This is a genomic window from Candidatus Tenderia electrophaga (assembly GCA_001447805.1).
GTDB lineage: Bacteria > Pseudomonadota > Gammaproteobacteria > Tenderiales > Tenderiaceae > Tenderia > Tenderia electrophaga.
This window is the reverse complement of the sequence record CP013099.1, coordinates 1,064,490-1,081,194: the sequence shown is the minus strand read 5'-3', so window position 1 is coordinate 1,081,194 and position 16,705 is coordinate 1,064,490. Positions and strand designations below refer to the sequence as shown.

Annotated in this window: 14 protein-coding genes; 4 read left to right on the top strand and 10 right to left on the bottom strand. The window is 60.6% G+C overall.

The genetic code is table 11. The features are described 5' to 3' along the window. Positions 1–42: 42 nt before the first annotated feature. The 5 genes from Tel_05005 to Tel_04985 form a co-directional block, all read right to left on the bottom strand. Positions 43–822: a hypothetical protein gene (locus Tel_05005; GenBank protein ID ALP52556.1), complete on the bottom strand. Its 780-nt coding sequence runs from the start codon at positions 820–822 to the stop codon at positions 43–45. 330 nt (positions 823–1,152) lie between these two features. Further along, positions 1,153–2,496, bottom strand: a complete 1,344-nt coding sequence (locus Tel_05000; GenBank protein ALP52555.1) for a response regulator GlrR — start codon at positions 2,494–2,496, stop codon at positions 1,153–1,155. A gap of 24 nt (positions 2,497–2,520) precedes the next feature. Then, positions 2,521–3,066: a hypothetical protein gene (locus Tel_04995; GenBank protein ALP52554.1), complete on the bottom strand. Its 546-nt coding sequence runs from the start codon at positions 3,064–3,066 to the stop codon at positions 2,521–2,523. Beyond that, the gene (locus tag Tel_04990; protein ALP52553.1) at positions 3,063–4,502 is read right to left on the bottom strand and encodes a hypothetical protein; all 1,440 of its coding nucleotides are present in this window, start codon (positions 4,500–4,502) and stop codon (positions 3,063–3,065) included. The genes Tel_04995 and Tel_04990 overlap by 4 nt, the downstream gene beginning before the upstream one ends. Positions 4,503–4,563: 61 nt before the next feature. Then, positions 4,564–5,949, bottom strand: a complete 1,386-nt coding sequence (locus tag Tel_04985) for a cysteinyl-tRNA synthetase (GenBank protein ALP52552.1) — start codon at positions 5,947–5,949, stop codon at positions 4,564–4,566. A gap of 137 nt (positions 5,950–6,086) precedes the next feature. On the opposite strand from Tel_04985, the gene Tel_04980 reads away from it, so the two are divergent. Together Tel_04980 and Tel_04975 are read left to right on the top strand one after the other, a co-directional pair. Beyond that, positions 6,087–6,662, top strand: a complete 576-nt coding sequence (locus Tel_04980; GenBank protein ALP52551.1) for a peptidylprolyl isomerase — start codon at positions 6,087–6,089, stop codon at positions 6,660–6,662. 5 nt (positions 6,663–6,667) lie between these two features. Further along, positions 6,668–7,393 (top strand): UDP-2,3-diacylglucosamine hydrolase, encoded by a 726-nt coding sequence (locus tag Tel_04975; protein ALP52550.1) that lies wholly within the window; start codon positions 6,668–6,670, stop codon positions 7,391–7,393. A 168-nt stretch (positions 7,394–7,561) separates the two neighbouring features. On the opposite strand, the gene hemH is transcribed toward Tel_04975, so the two are convergent. From hemH to Tel_04950, 5 genes are all read right to left on the bottom strand, one after another. After that, entirely contained in the window at positions 7,562–8,668 is a 1,107-nt protein-coding gene (hemH, locus tag Tel_04970) for a ferrochelatase (protein ALP52549.1), read from the bottom strand. Between the two features lie 155 nt (positions 8,669–8,823). Continuing rightward, positions 8,824–9,447, bottom strand: a complete 624-nt coding sequence (locus Tel_04965; GenBank protein ID ALP52548.1) for a DNA-binding protein — start codon at positions 9,445–9,447, stop codon at positions 8,824–8,826. 188 nt (positions 9,448–9,635) lie between these two features. After that, the gene (locus tag Tel_04960) at positions 9,636–10,076 is read right to left on the bottom strand and encodes an NUDIX hydrolase (protein ID ALP52547.1); all 441 of its coding nucleotides are present in this window, start codon (positions 10,074–10,076) and stop codon (positions 9,636–9,638) included. A 3-nt stretch (positions 10,077–10,079) separates the two neighbouring features. After that, the gene (locus Tel_04955) at positions 10,080–10,481 is read right to left on the bottom strand and encodes an RNA-binding protein (GenBank protein ID ALP52546.1); all 402 of its coding nucleotides are present in this window, start codon (positions 10,479–10,481) and stop codon (positions 10,080–10,082) included. A 48-nt stretch (positions 10,482–10,529) separates the two neighbouring features. Continuing rightward, positions 10,530–12,419, bottom strand: a complete 1,890-nt coding sequence (locus tag Tel_04950; protein ALP52545.1) for a molecular chaperone HtpG — start codon at positions 12,417–12,419, stop codon at positions 10,530–10,532. Positions 12,420–12,523: 104 nt separating this feature from the next. On the opposite strand from Tel_04950, the gene Tel_04945 reads away from it, so the two are divergent. Further along, positions 12,524–14,158 carry a phosphoglucomutase gene (locus Tel_04945; protein ID ALP52544.1) on the top strand — a complete coding sequence of 545 codons (1,635 nt, stop codon included), beginning with the start codon at positions 12,524–12,526 and terminating at the stop codon, positions 14,156–14,158. Between the two features lie 25 nt (positions 14,159–14,183). Beyond that, positions 14,184–16,583 (top strand): phosphoenolpyruvate synthase, encoded by a 2,400-nt coding sequence (locus Tel_04940; protein ALP52543.1) that lies wholly within the window; start codon positions 14,184–14,186, stop codon positions 16,581–16,583. The last annotated feature ends 122 nt before the right edge of the window (positions 16,584–16,705 follow it).

The window sequence follows — 16,705 nt, the reverse complement described above, 5'->3', positions numbered from 1 at the left end:
CCGAGCGCCTTAGCCGCTGCACATGCAGCGGATGGCATCACATCAGACAGCCACCAGCTGCTTGTGGCGGTAGCGCTCCTGAGATTGGGTCTGCTCGCCGTAATAGATGCCTCGCAACTCGGAACGGGTATTCAACACCCAGGGCATCCTTTCACTCACCGGATAATAGGCCGGCACCCGCATACCATGATAATCCACCGGCATACCCAGCGGTTGAAAGCCGATACCAACCCCTTGCAGCAGACGCAGCAGCGTAGGTTCCATGGCCGCATAACAGTGACGAATTTTATGTTCTTCACACATGCGAAACGAGGCGGCGATCAAGCCGAGGGTGATCAAGGGCAGATGGCGGCGATTGAAGTGGGGATGAAAATTGGCATTGTAAGACTCACCCTCCCGGCACACACCCCAGATCAGACCCTGCTCGGCGATACGGCGACGATATACCTTGGAGACCGAAAAACGGGAGATTTCACCGATCGCCTGTCGCGGCAACGTGGCAAGATGGGGATGGGATTTTTCCAGATCCAGCCCGCAGTGCTGCTCGATCGGCAACGGCCGATCGGCGCCCCCGCTATGGGGCAGCACCAGCCGCACCACGCCGATATACACGCCACTGTGGCGGTGCCTGATCAGACTGTGGACGGCGTGGCTGTCATACTCATCATATTCGCGCCGATCGGGGTAACGCTCGGCGTCCTCGTAACCCTTCTCTTGGCAATAAACTTGATATCTCAGTTCATGCGCCGCATCGATTAAGTCGGGGGTGTCTGCCTTTAGGATTTCGAAATTCTGGTGAAATAAACTGGAGCTAGTAGTCAATGGATCAATCCTTTGCCAAATGAACCGCACAAAACTCTCAAGGCGCCCGGACGTATCGCGACCTTATTAGAAGGCGCCCCCCTTCGGTAAAGGGACCGATGTCATTACCACCCCCGCGGCACACCCGCCTCACCATACCCCCATGAACCATGCAACAACTATACCAGCAATGGATTGTATTTATTAATCAATATCTTATATATCCCGCCCGGTGATCGGCCGGTGCGGGGCAGCACGAATCTGTCGCCCTGCGGCGACAGCCAAATGAGGAAACACCGCTAAGTATATGAACTGATGGCCATCCCCCTTGTCGCCATGCAGCGACAATCCTCATTCTTTAAACAAGGCGGGGGCTAAGTGATGCTTATTCAGTAGCTTATAAAACTCGGTGCGATTCCGCTGGGCCAGCCGCGCCGCTTGGGTGACATTACCGTTGGTGGTGCGTAGCAGCTTGGTGAGATAGTCGCGTTCGAAACGCTGGCGCGCCTCGGCGAAGGGCAGAATCTCATTGCCCTTGCTGCGCAACGCACGCTGCACCAGCTGGGCCGGGATGACGGCCGAGGTGGTCAGCACCACCGCCTGCTCCACCACATTGTAGAGCTGGCGCACGTTGCCCGGCCAGGCGGCCTGCACCAGCAATGCAACGGCCTCGGGCGAGAAACTCTTGGCCTTTTTCGCCTCCTTGCCGCGCAGCTTGTGCAGAAAGTGATTGGCCAACAGGGGAATATCCTCGCGCCGCTCGGCCAGGGCCGGCATTTCAAGGGCCACCACATTCAGGCGGTAATACAGGTCTTCGCGGAATTCACCCTCTTGGGTAGCCTGTTCCAAGTCGCGGTGGGTGGCCGAGATCATGCGCACATCGATGGGAATGGACTCCACCGATCCCACCGGCCGCACCTGGTGCTCCTGCAGTACGCGCAATAACTTGGACTGAAAGGCCGGCGGCATATCGCCGATCTCGTCAAGGAACAGGGTGCCGCCGTGGGCGGCCTGGAACAACCCCTTGTGATCATGGGTGGCGCCGGTAAAGGCGCCCTTGCGGTGACCGAAGAGTTCGGATTCCAGCAGCTGCTCCGGAATGGCGCTGCAATTGACCGCGATAAACGGCTTGTCGGCGCGCGGGCTGGCGCGGTGGATAGCGCGTGCCAGCAATTCCTTGCCGGTACCGCTCTCGCCGTGAATAAACACGCTGACATCACTGCGCGCGATCAGATGGGCCTGGCTGAGCAACTCATCCATAGCGGAGCTGCGCGTCACGATCTCGCGGCACCACTCGTCTTGCGGCGCTTCACTGGACTGTTCGCCACCGAAGGAGGCGGCCTGCTTGACCATATCCAGCAATTGTTTGCTGTCGAAGGGTTTGGTCAGAAAACCGAATACCCCGCGGCTGGTGGCCGCCACCGCGTCGGGAATGGAGCCGTGGGCGGTAAGCATAATCACCGGCATGGAGGGGTTGCGTTCATGAATCTCACCGAACAGGGCCATGCCGTTCATGCCTCCCATGCGCAGGTCGGTAATCACCACCTGAGGCCGGGAGACCGGCAGTTTGGCCAGCGCCTGCTCGCCGCTGGAGGCGCACACCGGCTCGTAGCCGGCCGCCTCCAGGCGCATGGACAGCAAGCGCAGCAGGCTCGGATCATCATCCACTATCATTACCTTGGCAGCATTCATCATGTTCCACCCTTGCGGTTAATCATCTTATTCGCGCTGGTGCAGACTCTCCTCGATAGAGGTCAAGGCGTCCAGCTTTTCTTGTAAGGCCCCCAGCTGCTGTTGCAAGGCCTGTGCCGCCTGCCGTTGCCGCGCCAGCTCCGTGCCCCGGGCCTCAAGCTGCGTACGGGTCTCGAGCAGGTCGAGAAACATAGCGGCCAGGGTGCGCGTGGTGTCTTCCTCAGCTTCACGCTGACTCTGCTGGAACAACTCGACGGCGCGCTGCCGGTCGCAGCCGCGGCAATCGGCAAAGCCGAGGGTCACCGCCAGGCGCAGCCGGTGACGCTCCACCGGCTGGAGGGCAAAGACTTCTTCCAGGGCCGGCAATTCCCGCTCCAGCTGCTCCGCCGCAGCGCGCTGCACCCAGGCGAATTGTTGCAATACGGCCTGTTCCGCGGTCAACGGCGCCACCGAAGCGGCGGGGTTGCGCTTTGCCTCGGGGGTTTCCAGCCACAGCGGCAGGCCGCTGCAGCCCGCCAGCAGGAGCGAAGACCAAAGCACTATACCCCATGTTATCAAATGCCAGGATTTCATCCCGTTGCCGTCTCCTGTTGCAACGGCAATCGGGCACGCAGGTGGGCGCCCGGCTTGCCGTCGTTGACTACTTCTATGGCGCCACCGTGGGCATGCAGGTATTCCCGCACAATGGAAAGTCCCAATCCGCTGCCGGCCACATGGCCGGTGTACGACGCGGTTCCCTGATAAAAGGCCTCGAATACCCGCTCCTGCTGCTCGGGCGGGATGCCGGGCCCCTGATCTTCCACATCCAGCCAAGCCTGCCCCTGGCGGCGGCTGAGGCAGACCCGGATTCGGCCCTGCAGGGGCGAATACTTGATGGCATTGGAAAGCAGATTATCGATGACCACGCGCAGCTTTTCCGCGTCGGCGACCACACTCACCTCGGCCAGGTCCACTTCGAACCAGAGCCGCCGGGTCATCACCGCCATCTTACAATCGGCAATCACTGCATTGACCAGCTCGTCCAGCTGCAGCGGTGCCAGATTCAGCGCCGGACCGTGGGTAGCGGCATTATAGTTCAATAAATCCTCGATCAGCTTCTGCAACTGCTGGCCGTTCTGGCGCAACAGCTCGGCGATCTCGTGTTGTTGCGGTGACAACGGACCGGGGATCTCCTCGGCCAACAGCTCCGAGCCCTCGCGGATGGAGGTCAGCGGCGTCTTGAGCTCGTGTGAGATATGGCGCAGAAAGCGCTGCTTGTCCTCATCCACCTCCATCAGGCGGGTGCGCATCCAGTCGAGCCGCTCGCCCAGCTGTTCCAGGTCACGCGGCCCCTGCAATTGCAGGGGCACGGTAAAATCCCCCGCCCCCAGGCGATGGATGGCCTCATCCAGGCGGTGCAAAGGCCGCCGGATCAGCACCACGACGAACCCCAGCAACACCAGCACCGCCGGCACCAGCAGGGAGGACAGCATAAACAGGGTGCGCTGGGCCTGCTGCGCAGAACGCTGGGTGCGTTCCACCTGGACGTCGATCAGGCGCTGGCTCTGCACCAGGATTTGTTGCGCCAACTCGGCCAGCCGGGTGAAGGTGTCGGCCACATCCAGGTCGCCGAGGGCGTCTCGCCGATCACGCACACGCTGATAGAACTGGTACTCCTCACCCCGCAGCCGGGCCAGGATCTGCTGCAGGTCTTCCGGCAGGGGCAGCGTGCTGAGCGGCCCCAGGGTCTCGTCAAAGCGCGCCCGGTTGGCCTGGTAGACCCGCAGCAGGGCCTCATCCCCCAGCACCTGGTATTGGCGTAGATTACGCTCCATGAGCGTGATCTGCTCCGCCAGCATGCGTCCGCCCTCGGTGGCCTTGACGGCATGGGAAATGGCCCGTTGACTCTGGGCCGCCAGCTTGTCCACCGAAGCCGCCGCATACAATAGCGCCACTATCAGCGGCAGGGCTACCACGGCGAAGCCGATCAGGATCAGCTGGATGATGGAGGTGGGACGCAACAGTTTCACGCTAAGCCGATGGCGCTCCTTGTTGTCAAGATCAAGCCGGCGGCACCACCTGGCGGCGCCTTCAGCCGCGCCGCCAGGTGGTGCCGCCGGGGCCGTCTTCCAGGATGATACCCTGGGCCTGGAGCTCATCGCGAATACGGTCGGCCTCGGCCCAGTGCTTGTCCCGCTTGGCGGTGGTACGCCGTGCGATCATCACGTCGATGTCCTTGTCACTCATACCACCGTCGACCGTAGCACCCTTCAGGAAGGTCTCGGCATCATCCTGCAGCAGGCCCAATATTCCACCCAAGTATTTCAACTGGCCGGCCCGCTGCGCCGCCTGCTTTGGATCGTTTTCCGCCTTGGCCTTGTTGAGCTGGTTGGCGATTTCGAACAACACCGCCATGGCCTCGGCGGTATTGAAATCATCGTCCATGGCCTGACGGAAGCGGGTCTCATATTCGCCGCCATCGCTCACGTCTACCGCCTTTACACCGCGCAGGGCGGTGTAAAAACGTTCCAGCGCCGCGCGCGCGCTGTCCAGGTTGTGATTCGAATAATTGAGCGGGCTGCGGTAGTGGCTGGCCAGAATAAAATAACGCATCACCTCCGGCGCGTAGGTCTTGAGCACCTCGCGCAGGGTGAAGAAGTTGCCCAAGGACTTGGACATCTTTTCCTGATTGATCTGCACAAAACCGTTGTGCAACCAGTAGTTGACGAACTTACAGCCGGTCGCGCCCTCGCTTTGTGCGATCTCGTTTTCGTGATGGGGAAATTGCAGATCCAGACCGCCGCCATGGATGTCGAAGTGCTCACCCAGACAATGGGTCGACATAGCCGAGCACTCGATGTGCCAACCGGGACGCCCCGGTCCCCAGGGTGAATCCCAACTCGGCTCGTCCGGCTTGGCCGCCTTCCACAGCACGAAGTCGAGGGGATCGTCCTTGGCCTCACCCACCGCCACACGCTCGCCGGCGCGCAGGTCTTCGGTTTTCTTACCCGACAGCTTGCCGTAACCCTCGAACCTGCTGACGTCGTAATACACATCACCGTTGGCGGCGGCATAGGCATAGCCCTTGTCCACCAAGGTCTGAACCATGGCGATAATGTGATCCATGGAGGCAGTGGCGCGCGGCTCTCTGTCCGGCGGCTCAACCCCCAGGGCGGCGGCGTCTTCATGCATGGCATCGATGAAGCGCTGGGTGAGATGCTCGATGCCTTCACCATTTTCGTGGGCACGCTTAATGATTTTATCGTCGATGTCGGTGATGTTGCGCACATAGTTGACCGCATAGCCCGAATAACGCAAATAGCGGGTGATCATATCGAATACCACCAGCACCCGGGCGTGGCCCACATGGCAGTAGTCGTACACCGTCATGCCACACACATACATGCCCACCCGACCCGGCTCGATGGGTTTAAATACTTCTTTTTTCTTGGTTAAGTTGTTGAATACCCGCAACATCGCCTGAGGCCCTTAGCACAATCGCATTGACAAAGGCGCCATTCTAACGGAACCAGGCGAAAAATTCCGGTTGCGCTTTTTTCCGCACCATGAAGCCGATATGATGAAACTTTGTCCATTTAGCCACGGGGAACCCAATGAAAAATCTAAGCACTGCTTTACTCATGATCTTGGCCGTCTTGACCGCGCCGCTGAGCCTGGCCGCAGACACGCCGCCCAAGGTCAAGCTGGAGACCAATTACGGCGACATCGTGCTGCAACTGAACCCCCAGGCGGCGCCCAAGACCGTGGACAATTTTATTCAATATGTTCAGGACGGCTTTTATGACGGCACCCTCTTTCATCGTGTGATTCCCGACTTTATGATCCAGGGCGGCGGTTTCACCACGCAAATGCGCAAAAAAGAGACCCGCGCGCCGATCCGAAACGAGGCCGACAATGGCCTGAAGAATGTGCGCGGCAGTGTCGCCATGGCGCGCACCAACGACCCGCACTCGGCCACCGCCCAGTTTTTCATCAATGTCAAAGACAATGATTTTCTTAATCACAGCGCACCCAACAGTCGCGGCTGGGGCTATGCCGTATTCGGCGAGGTGGTCGAAGGCATGGCAACGGTGGACGAAATCCGCGCCGTGGCCACGGGCAATCGCGACAGGTTTCGCGACGTACCGATCAAGCCGGTCATCATCGACAAGGCGACGCTGGTCGAGTAGGACGCATGAGCACCCTCTTCATCGCCGACATCCATCTGGGCGGCGAGCACCCCGAGATCAGCCGTCGTTTCGTCGAATTTCTCGAACGCCAGGCGCCGGGCTGCGAGGCGCTCTATATTCTCGGCGATCTGTTCGAGGTGTGGATCGGCGACGACGCCGTACAGGCGGAGCACCGCGCCGCGTTGCAGGCCCTGCGGCGGCTCACCGACCAAGGCGTGCCGGTGCGTATCATGCACGGCAACCGTGACTTCCTGCTCGGCCACGGCTTTGAGGCGCTGAGCGGCTGTCAGCTGATCGACGATCCGCAAGTCATCGACCTGTATGGCACGCGTACGCTGGTGATGCACGGCGACAGCCTGTGCAGCGACGATGTGGATTACCAGCAGTTACGACGGCAACTGCGCGACCCGGCCTGGCAGCGGCAATTTCTGGCTGCCAGCGAGGCACGGCGCCTGGCCATCGCCAAGCAGTACCGCGACGCAAGCCGCAGCCGCACGCGGGAAAAAACAGAGGCGATCATGGACGTCAACCCGGCGGCGGTGGTGGAGGCCATGCGCGCCTACGGCGTGACACAGTTGATCCACGGCCACACACACCGCCCGGCGGTACATGAACTGGAGATCGACGGCCGCCCGGCGCGCCGCATCGTACTGGGGGACTGGTACTCACAAGACAGCAGCCTACGCTGTGACGCGTCGGGCTGTCGGCTCAGCAATTTCGCTAAAGACTAGGATTTCTCACCAGCGTTGTAGCGAGACAGCTCAAGGCTGCGGCACGGCCGGCGCTTTACGACTGCGGCGCGCGCCGGCATACGTGCCGGTCTGGCGAGCACGCCGAGTAAAAACCCGTCAGGACGCGCCATGGGGCCGTCGCCGTAGAAATGCGGCGAGACATCCGAGTTAGGCGCCCAAGGCCCGCGCGCGCGCCTGGGTCGCCTCCGCCGCGCGCGTCACATGGGACACATTCCAATCGGCCTCCAACTCCGGCCAACCCTGCATATGACGCAAGGCCAGCTCGGTCAGGGCCTCGATATGATCGGGCCGGTCGTTCAAGGCCGGGATATAGCGGTAGGACTCGCCGCCCGCCTCGAGAAAGATGTCGCGATTCTCCATGGCGATCTCCTCCAGGGTTTCGAGGCAATCGGCGGAAAAGGCGGGGCTGACCACGGCGATATTCTTGATCCCCTGCTTGGGCAACTTTCCCAAGGTCTTGTCGGTATAGGGTTGCAGCCACTCCTCCCGGCCAAAGCGCGACTGAAACGTCAGCTGCCATTGTTCATCGCTCAAACCCAAGGCCGCGGCGGTCAGGCGCGCCGTCTTGTGGCACTCGCAGAAATAGGGATCGCCGGCGAGGAAGTAACGCTTGGGCGTGCCATGGAAGGAGAAGATCAGTTTTTGCGGCCGGCCTTCGGCTTCGAACTGCTCCCGAATGCTGTTGGCCAGGGCCTGGATGTAACGCGCGTCATCGTGATAGTGATTGACGTAACGCATCTCCGGCAACCAGCGCCAGGTCTTGAGCTCGTCCATTACCGCGTCGAATACAGAGGCCGTGGTGGTGGCCGAATACTGCGGATACAGGGGCAGCACCAGGATACGACGGGCATTGGCCTGCTTGAGGCGCTGCAAGGCGGAATCGATGGAAGGGCGACCGTAACGCATGGCCAACGCCACATGTACCGGGCCCGGGATGCGCGACTCCAAACTCAATTGCAGCGCCTCAGCCTGACGCTTGGAAATAGCGATCAGGGGCGAGCCGTCATCGGTCCAGACCTTTTGGTAGGCGCGCGCCGAGCGCTTGGGACGGATGCGCAGGATCACGCCATGCAGGGCCAGCCACCAAACCGGTCGCGACACCTCGATCACCCTCGGGTCCCACAGAAACTGGGCCAGATAACGACGCACCGCCTCGGGCGTGGGCGCATCCGGCGAGCCCAGGTTGCACAGCAAGACGCCGGTGCAGGGCATGGTTTTGTGATCGTAGTCCGCGGTCCCTTGATAGCTGCTCATTACCCACTCCCTAACGCCAAAGGCTATTTCAATGCAAGAGGGGGCTAGTATACCGAGCCGGGAAAAACTTGTGGCAACAACCAAGCCGGAGCCGTCGATTGGAATATGGGCGCGGAGGAAACTGAGCGTCAGGCGCCCAAGCGGATGGGCGTTTTTTACATCACGTGCTGATCGAGGCCCTTATCGAGGCTAAGGCCGTCGCGTTCTTCACCGCCCTCAAAACCCAACACGCGGAGCAAAACGCGCTTATCAAAGGGCTTGGCCAGACAGGCTTCGGCACCGGCGGTGAGAATACGCGCCTCATTGTCCGGGGTGTAATAACCGGTCATGGCAATGATACGAATGTGGCGGGTGATCTCGTCGTCCTTGAGTTGCTGGCATACGGAAAAACCGTCCATTCCGGGCATTTTTAGGTCGAGTAGCACGATATCAGGGGAAAACTGCAACACCTTGCGCCCGGCATCAAAGCCGTCATGGGCTGTTTCGGTATCAATCGACGTGGATTGGTTGGCCAGCAGATCGGCCAGATAACGGGCGAAGGAGCGATTGTCGTCCACCACCAGCACTCTGGGCGGGCCGTCCGATATCAACTCCATACCGCGATCGCGGGCGAACTGTTCAACATCCTGGCGCAGGAAGCGGCGGTGACCGCCAGCGGTGGTGATGGCGCGGACCCATCCCTTTTGGGCCCACTGTCTAACAGTAACGGGAGAGACCATGAGCAGTTCAGCCACCTCGTTGGGGGTCATGTAGGCACGATCATGACTGTTCCGCTTCATAGTACTCTCCCGTGCGATTAAAATTAGCACAGCGAATTAATCGATTCAAGCGTTTTAATCGTTTTTTTATAATGAATTTATAAAGGGTCCCAAATGGCCGGCAAGCCACTGTTCTGAAACAACACGAAATTGATTTACAAGAAAATAAATGCGGCTGCCCACCGCTGGGGTAAAGCAGGCGCGGCGGACTAACCCAGATTCAGCGGCGGCAGCGGCTGACCTTGGCGATAGCGCAAATAGTGTTGCAGGATGGCAGGATGGTCGAACACCAAAGGCGCGGGCGCCTGGTCCGGTGGCGCGATGCGCACATCCTTGGCGTCGTCTTGGGCCTGGGGCTCACCGCTGGCCTGGGCCACAAACACCAGGCTCACGGTATGACCGCGCGGATCGCGGCCGGGTTCGGAATAGCAGCCCAGTAGCGCCTTGAGTTCGACATCCAGGCCGGTTTCCTCTTTCGCCTCGCGCACTGCGGCCGCCTCCACCGTCTCACCGATATCGACAAAGCCGCCGGGCAGGGCCCAGCCGTGGGGCGCGTTGAGGCGCTCGATGAACACCAGCGGGCGCCCCGGACGATCGGCGAGCTCGATGATGATATCGGTGGCCAACGGCGGGGTAATGGGGCGGGTCATGGATTACTCTCCGCGGTTAAAGCGAATAATATGACGCCGCTCGCGTTTGCTGGGCCGCGTGTCCGGCCGGGGGCCGGCATCGGCCTTGAGGCGGCGCTGCGCGCTGCGTTGCTCACGCTGACGATGACTGTCCTCGGTCTCTTCGTACAGGGTCTGGGCCACGCTGGGGGGGCCGCGCCTGTCGGACAGGGCCCGCACATGGATAATGAACTCCAGACTACCCTTGCGAATGCGTACTTCGTCGTCAAGCTGAACGCTGCGCGCCGGTTTCACCCGCGCCCCGTTGAGATGGACATGACCGCCGTTGATGGCCTCGGTGGCCAGGCTGCGGGTCTTGAAAAAACGCGCCGCCCACAACCATTTGTCGAGGCGGGTCTTGTCGGAATCAGCATCTGGTGTGGGCATAATCTCAATAAAGGCCGATCACTGATGATCGGCCACTAAGATAATAGCCTATTTACCGCTCAGATCGAGCATCAGCTCGTTGAGGCGGCTGACGAAGCTGGCCGGGTCCTCCAGCTGGCCGCCCTCGCTGAGCATGGCCTGATCCAACAGCACGTGGGCCCAATCGCTAAAGCGTTCTTCGTCCTGTTCGTGTTCGAACTGGCGCACCAGCGGGTGCTCGGAGTTGATCTCCAAAATCGGCTTCATAGTGGGCACGTCATGACCGGCCTGCTTGAGGATTTTCTGCATGCTCAGGTTCATGTCGTGCTCCTCCACCACGAGGCAGGAGGGGGAGCGGGTCAGACGGTGGCTGACGCGCACCTCCTTGACCTTGTCGCCCAGGGCCTTCTGCATGCGCTCGAGCAGGTCCTTGTGTTCCTGCTGCGACTTCTTGGCCTCTTCCTTCTCCTGTTCGTCCTCCAGCTCGCCCAGGTCCAGCTCGCCCTTGGCGATGGACTGAAACTGCCTGCCTTCGAACTCATCCAGGAAGGACATCATCCACTCGTCTACCCGGTCGCCCATGAGCAGCACTTCCACCTCTTTCTTGCGGAAGACTTCCAGGTGCGGACTGTTATTGGCGGCGGCATAGCTGTCGGCGGTGATGTAATAGATCTTGTCCTGGCCCTCCTTCATGCGTGACAGATATTCATCCAGCGACACGGTCTGCTTGTCGGCGTCGCCTTTGGTGGAGGCAAAGCGCAACAGCTTGGCGATACGCGCCTTGTTGGCGTGATCCTCGGCCGGGCCTTCCTTGATGACGCTGCCGAATTCGTCCCAAAAACCCTGGTATTTTTCCGCCTCGTTGTTGGCCATACCCTCCAGCAGCCCCAGCACCTTCTTCACCGAGGCGGCGCGGATGGTATCGATCTGTTTGTTGCGCTGCAGGATCTCGCGCGAGACATTGAGCGGCAGATCGTCCGAATCCACCACCCCACGGATGAAGCGCAGATAGGTGGGCATGAGCTGTTCGGCATCGTCCATGATGAAAACGCGGCGCACATAGAGCTTGACCCCATGGCGCTTGTCGCGGTCCCACAGGTCGAAGGGCGCGCGCTGCGGCACATAAAACAACGTGGCATAGGACTGATTGCCTTCGACCTTGGTGTGGATGTGCGCCAGCGGCTCCTCGAAATCATGGGCGATGTGCTTGTAGAACTCGTTGTACTCCTCATCCTTGATCTCGGTCTTGGGCCGCGCCCACAGCGCCGAGGCGCTGTTGACCACCTCGTATTCGTCCTGCTTGCCCTCCTCTTCGGATTTCATCTCGATAGGCAGGTTAATATGGTCGGAGTACTTGTTGATGATATGACGTAGGCGATAGGCCTCGGCGAACTCCTCCTCACCCTCGCGCAGATGCAGGGTGACCTCGGTGCCGCGCATGGGGCGCTCGACGGTCTCGAGGGTGTATTCACCCTCGCCGTCCGACTCCCAGCGCACCCCGTGTTCGGCGCCCATGCCGGCGCGGCGGGTGGTGAGGCTCACCTTGTCGGCGACAATGAAGGCGGAGTAGAAACCCACCCCGAACTGGCCGATGAGCTGGGCGTCCTTGGCCTGGTCGCCGGTGAGCGATTCGAAGAACTGCTTGGTGCCCGACTTGGCAATGGTACCGACATTTTCCATCACCTCTTCGCGGTCCATGCCGATGCCGTTATCGCGGACGGTGACCGTCTTGGCATCCTTGTCGAACTCCACCTGGATCTTGAGTTCGGCGTCGTCCTCCATCAGGGCCTCGTCGGTCAGCGCCTCGAAGCGCAGCTTGTCGCAGGCATCGGAGGCGTTGGAGATCAATTCCCGCAGGAATATCTCCTTGTTGGAGTACAGCGAGTGGATCATCAGCTTGAGCAGCTGACGCACTTCGGTTTGGAATCCCAGGGTCTCTTTATGCGCGTCTACAGACATGGTGGTTCATTCTCCCTCTACATAAATTACGGCATCGCAGGCATAATGGGGATCGATTTTGAGGTTTTCAACCCCACCCCCAGTGCATAGAGGCTGACACCAAAATGGACATCAAAACCATTGCCACCACGCCCTACGACGACCAGCGCCCCGGCACCTCAGGGCTGCGTAAAAAGACCCGCGTGTTCTTGGAAAAACCCAATTATCTGGAAAACTTCGTCCAATCCACCTTCGACAGCCTGGAGGGTTTCAAGGGCAAGACCCTGGTGGTGGGCGGCGACGGCCGCTACGGCAACAAGCGAGCCATCCAGACCATCGTCCGCATGGCGGCGGCCAACGGTTTCGGTCGGGTATTGGTGGGCAAGTACGGCCTGCTGTCGACCCCGGCGGCCTCCTGCGTGATCCGCAAATACCAGGCCTTCGGCGGCTTCATCCTCTCGGCCAGTCACAACCCCGCCGGCATCGATGAAGACTTCGGCATCAAATACAACGCCACCAACGGCGGCCCGGCGCCGGAGAAGATCACCGAGGCGATCTACCAGCACAGCCAACGCATCGAGCGTTATCTGACCTGCGAGGCCGAGGATATTCATCTCGAAAAGGTGGGCAGCACCCAGATCGGCGACACCGAAGTGGTGGTCATCAACCCCATCAGCGATTATGCCGAGCTGATGCAGAAATTGTTCGATTTCGACGCCATCCGCGCGTTGTTCCAGTCGGGCTTTCGCATGTGCTTCGACGGCATGCATGCCATCACCGGCCCCTATGCCAAGGCCATCCTGGAAAAGGAGTTGGGCGCACCCCAGGGCACGGTCATCAATCACATGCCGCGGCCCGATTTCGGCGGCGGCCACCCCGACCCCAACCTGACCTATGCCGAAAAACTGGTGAAGATCATGTTCGGCCCCAAGCCGCCCGAATTCGGCGCCGCCTCGGACGGCGACGGCGACCGCAACATGATCCTGGGACAGCACTTCTTCGTCACCCCCAGCGACAGCCTGGCGGTGCTGGCGGCCAATGCCACCCGGGTGCCCGGCTATAAGGACGGCCTGGCCGGCGTGGCCCGCTCCATGCCCACCAGCGCGGCCGTCGACCAGGTGGCCAAGGCGTTGGGCATCACCTGCTATGAGACGCCCACCGGCTGGAAGTTCTTCGGCAACCTGATGGATGCCGGCAAGATCACTCTGTGCGGCGAAGAGAGTTTCGGCACCGGCTCCGACCACGTGCGCGAAAAGGACGGCCTGTGGGCAGTGCTGTTCTGGCTGAATATTCTGGCCGTGCGCAAGATGTCGGTGGAAGCGATCGTACAGGAGCACTGGCAAAAATACGGCCGCAACATCTATACCCGTCACGACTTCGAAGGGGTGGACAAGGCACGCGCCGAAGACATGATGCAAAACCTGCGCAACCGCATGCACACCCTGCCCGATCGCGCTGTGGGCACGCTGCGCATCGCCTATAGCGACGATTTCAGTTACACCGATCCGGTGGACGGCTCCAAGGCCACCGGTCAAGGCATCCGCATTCAGTTCAACGACGGCAGCCGCATTGTCTTCCGCCTCTCCGGAACAGGCACGGAAGGCGCCACGCTACGCGTGTATATCGAACGCTATGAAGCTGACAGCACGAAACATCAAACAGAGACGCAAACGGCGTTGAAGGATTTAATCGCCTTCGCCCACAGCATTGCCGAGATCGAGAAGTATACCGGCCGCAGCAAGCCGACCGTAATCACCTAAACGCACAGCATACAGGCGGGGGCTCATGCGCTATATTCGACGTTTCGACCAACTCGGCATCCAGGATATCGCCCTGGTGGGCGGCAAAAACGCCTCGCTGGGCGAGATGTACCGCAGCCTGACGGAGAAAGGCGTCAAGATCCCGGACGGTTTCGCCACCACCGCCGATGCCTATCGTCATTACATCGATCACAACACGCTGCATGAGCGCATCAAACAGGTGTTGGACACGCTGGACAGCCAGGATGTCCATGCCCTGGCCAACGCCGGGGCGCGCATCCGCAGTTGGATCAATCACGCCGAAATGCCGGCCGACCTGGCCGGGGAGATCGACGCGGCGTATCAGCATCTAGAAGCGGAATACGGGGAGCACACCGACGTGGCGGTGCGCAGCTCGGCCACCGCCGAGGATCTGCCCAGCGCCTCCTTCGCCGGCCAGCAGGAGACCTATCTCAACATCCGCGGCAGCCACAACTTGATCGCCACCTGCAAGCAGGTGTTTGCCTCCCTGTTCACCGACCGTGCCATTTCCTATCGTATCCATCAGGGATTCGAACACATGGATGTGGCACTCTCCATCGGCGTGCAGCGCATGGTGCGCTCCGACAGCGGTGCTGCGGGGGTGATGTTCACCATCGATACCGAGACCGGGTTTCGCGACGCGGTGTTCATCACCGCCGCCTATGGCCTGGGTGAAAACATCGTCCAGGGCGCCGTCAATCCGGACGAGTTCTATGTCTTCAAACCCACCCTGGCCGAGGGTAAACGCCCGATCCTGAAACGCCAGCTGGGGGATAAGGCGATCAAGATGATTTACACCGGCGATCCCATGGCGGGCCACTCCACCCGCAACGTGCGCGTCAAAAAAGAGCACCGTCACCGCTTCGCCCTCAGCGACGACGAGGTGCTGAGCCTGGCGCGCCAGGCGGTCATCATCGAGGCGCATTACTCCAAGGCGGCCGGCAAGCCGCGCCCCATGGATATCGAGTGGGCCAAGGACGGCGAGACCGGCGAACTGTTCATCGTCCAAGCCCGCCCGGAGACGGTGCAATCCATCGCCGACACCCGCTTCGCCCAGACCTACACCCTGACGTCGCGCGGTCCGATATTGAGCCGCGGCAAGAGCGTCGGCCAGCGCATCGCCGCCGGCAAGGCGCGTGTCATCATGGAGGCGGCCGACATGCATGCCATCCGGCCGGGCGAGGTGCTGGTCACCGACATCACCGATCCGGACTGGGAACCGGTGATGAAGACCGCCGCCGCCATCGTCACCAATCGCGGCGGGCGCACCTGCCATGCCGCCATCGTGGCGCGCGAGCTGGGCATCCCCGCCATCGTCGGTTGCGGTGACGCCACCCAGGCCATCGCCAACGAGCAGGAGATCACGGTCTGTTGCGCCGAAGGGGATGAAGGCGTGGTCTACGCAGGCATTCAGGACTTCGCCAGCCAACGCATCGATCTGGATACCCTTAGCCGGCCCCGGACGCATATCATGCTCAACCTGGCCAACCCCTCGCAGGCCTTCGAGGCCAGCCGCCTGCCCAATGAAGGGGTAGGTCTGGCGCGGCTGGAGTTCATCATCAACAACAGCATCCGTATCCACCCACGGGCGCTGCTGGAATACGACCGGATGGATGACAAGATCAAACAACAGATCGATCCCATCATCGCCGGTTATCCCGACCCCAAAAGTTTCTATATCCAGCGCCTGGCCGAAGGGGTGGGCATGATCGCCGCCGCCTTTTATCCGAAAAGGGTGATCGTGCGCATGAGCGACTTCAAGTCCAACGAATACGCCTCGCTGATCGGCGGTGCACAGTTTGAACCGACGGAAGAGAATCCCATGATCGGTTTTCGCGGCGCCGCGCGCTACCCTTCCGAGGCGTTCGCCGACTGCTTCGCGCTGGAGTGCGCCGCCATGAAGCAGGCGCGCGACGTGATGGGGCTGGACAATATTGCGTTAATGATCCCCTTCGTACGCAGCGTCGCCGAAGCGGAGAGTGTATTAGAACTGATGCAGCGCGAAGGATTAACGCGCGGCGAGAACGGCTTACAGATTTATATGATGTGTGAGATCCCGGCCAACGCCCTGCTGGCCGATGAGTTTCTGGAGCTGTTCGACGGCTTCTCCATCGGCTCCAACGACCTGACCCAACTCACCCTGGGCGTGGACCGTGACTCGGGCATCGTCAGCGGTTTCGACGAACGCAATCCGGCGGTGTTGAAAATGATCGCGATGGCCATCGCGGCCTGCAAACAAAAGGGGAAGTACGTGGGGATCTGCGGTCAGGCGCCGTCCGATTACCCTGAGATCACTCAATGGTTGGTGGGACAGGGCATCGAGTCCATTTCACTCAATCCCGACAGTGTGATCAGGATGACCCAGGTGGTGCTGGATATTGAACAGGCTCAGATCGAGGGTTAAAACAGGTTACTTGACCAGGTAAGGGTTGGATTTGATCATCGCCTGCTGCTCTTTCGAGGCCTTGTCGGCGGGTTCTTCCATCTGTGCCTGGGCAATACCAATCAAGGCCAGCAAGCCTGCTA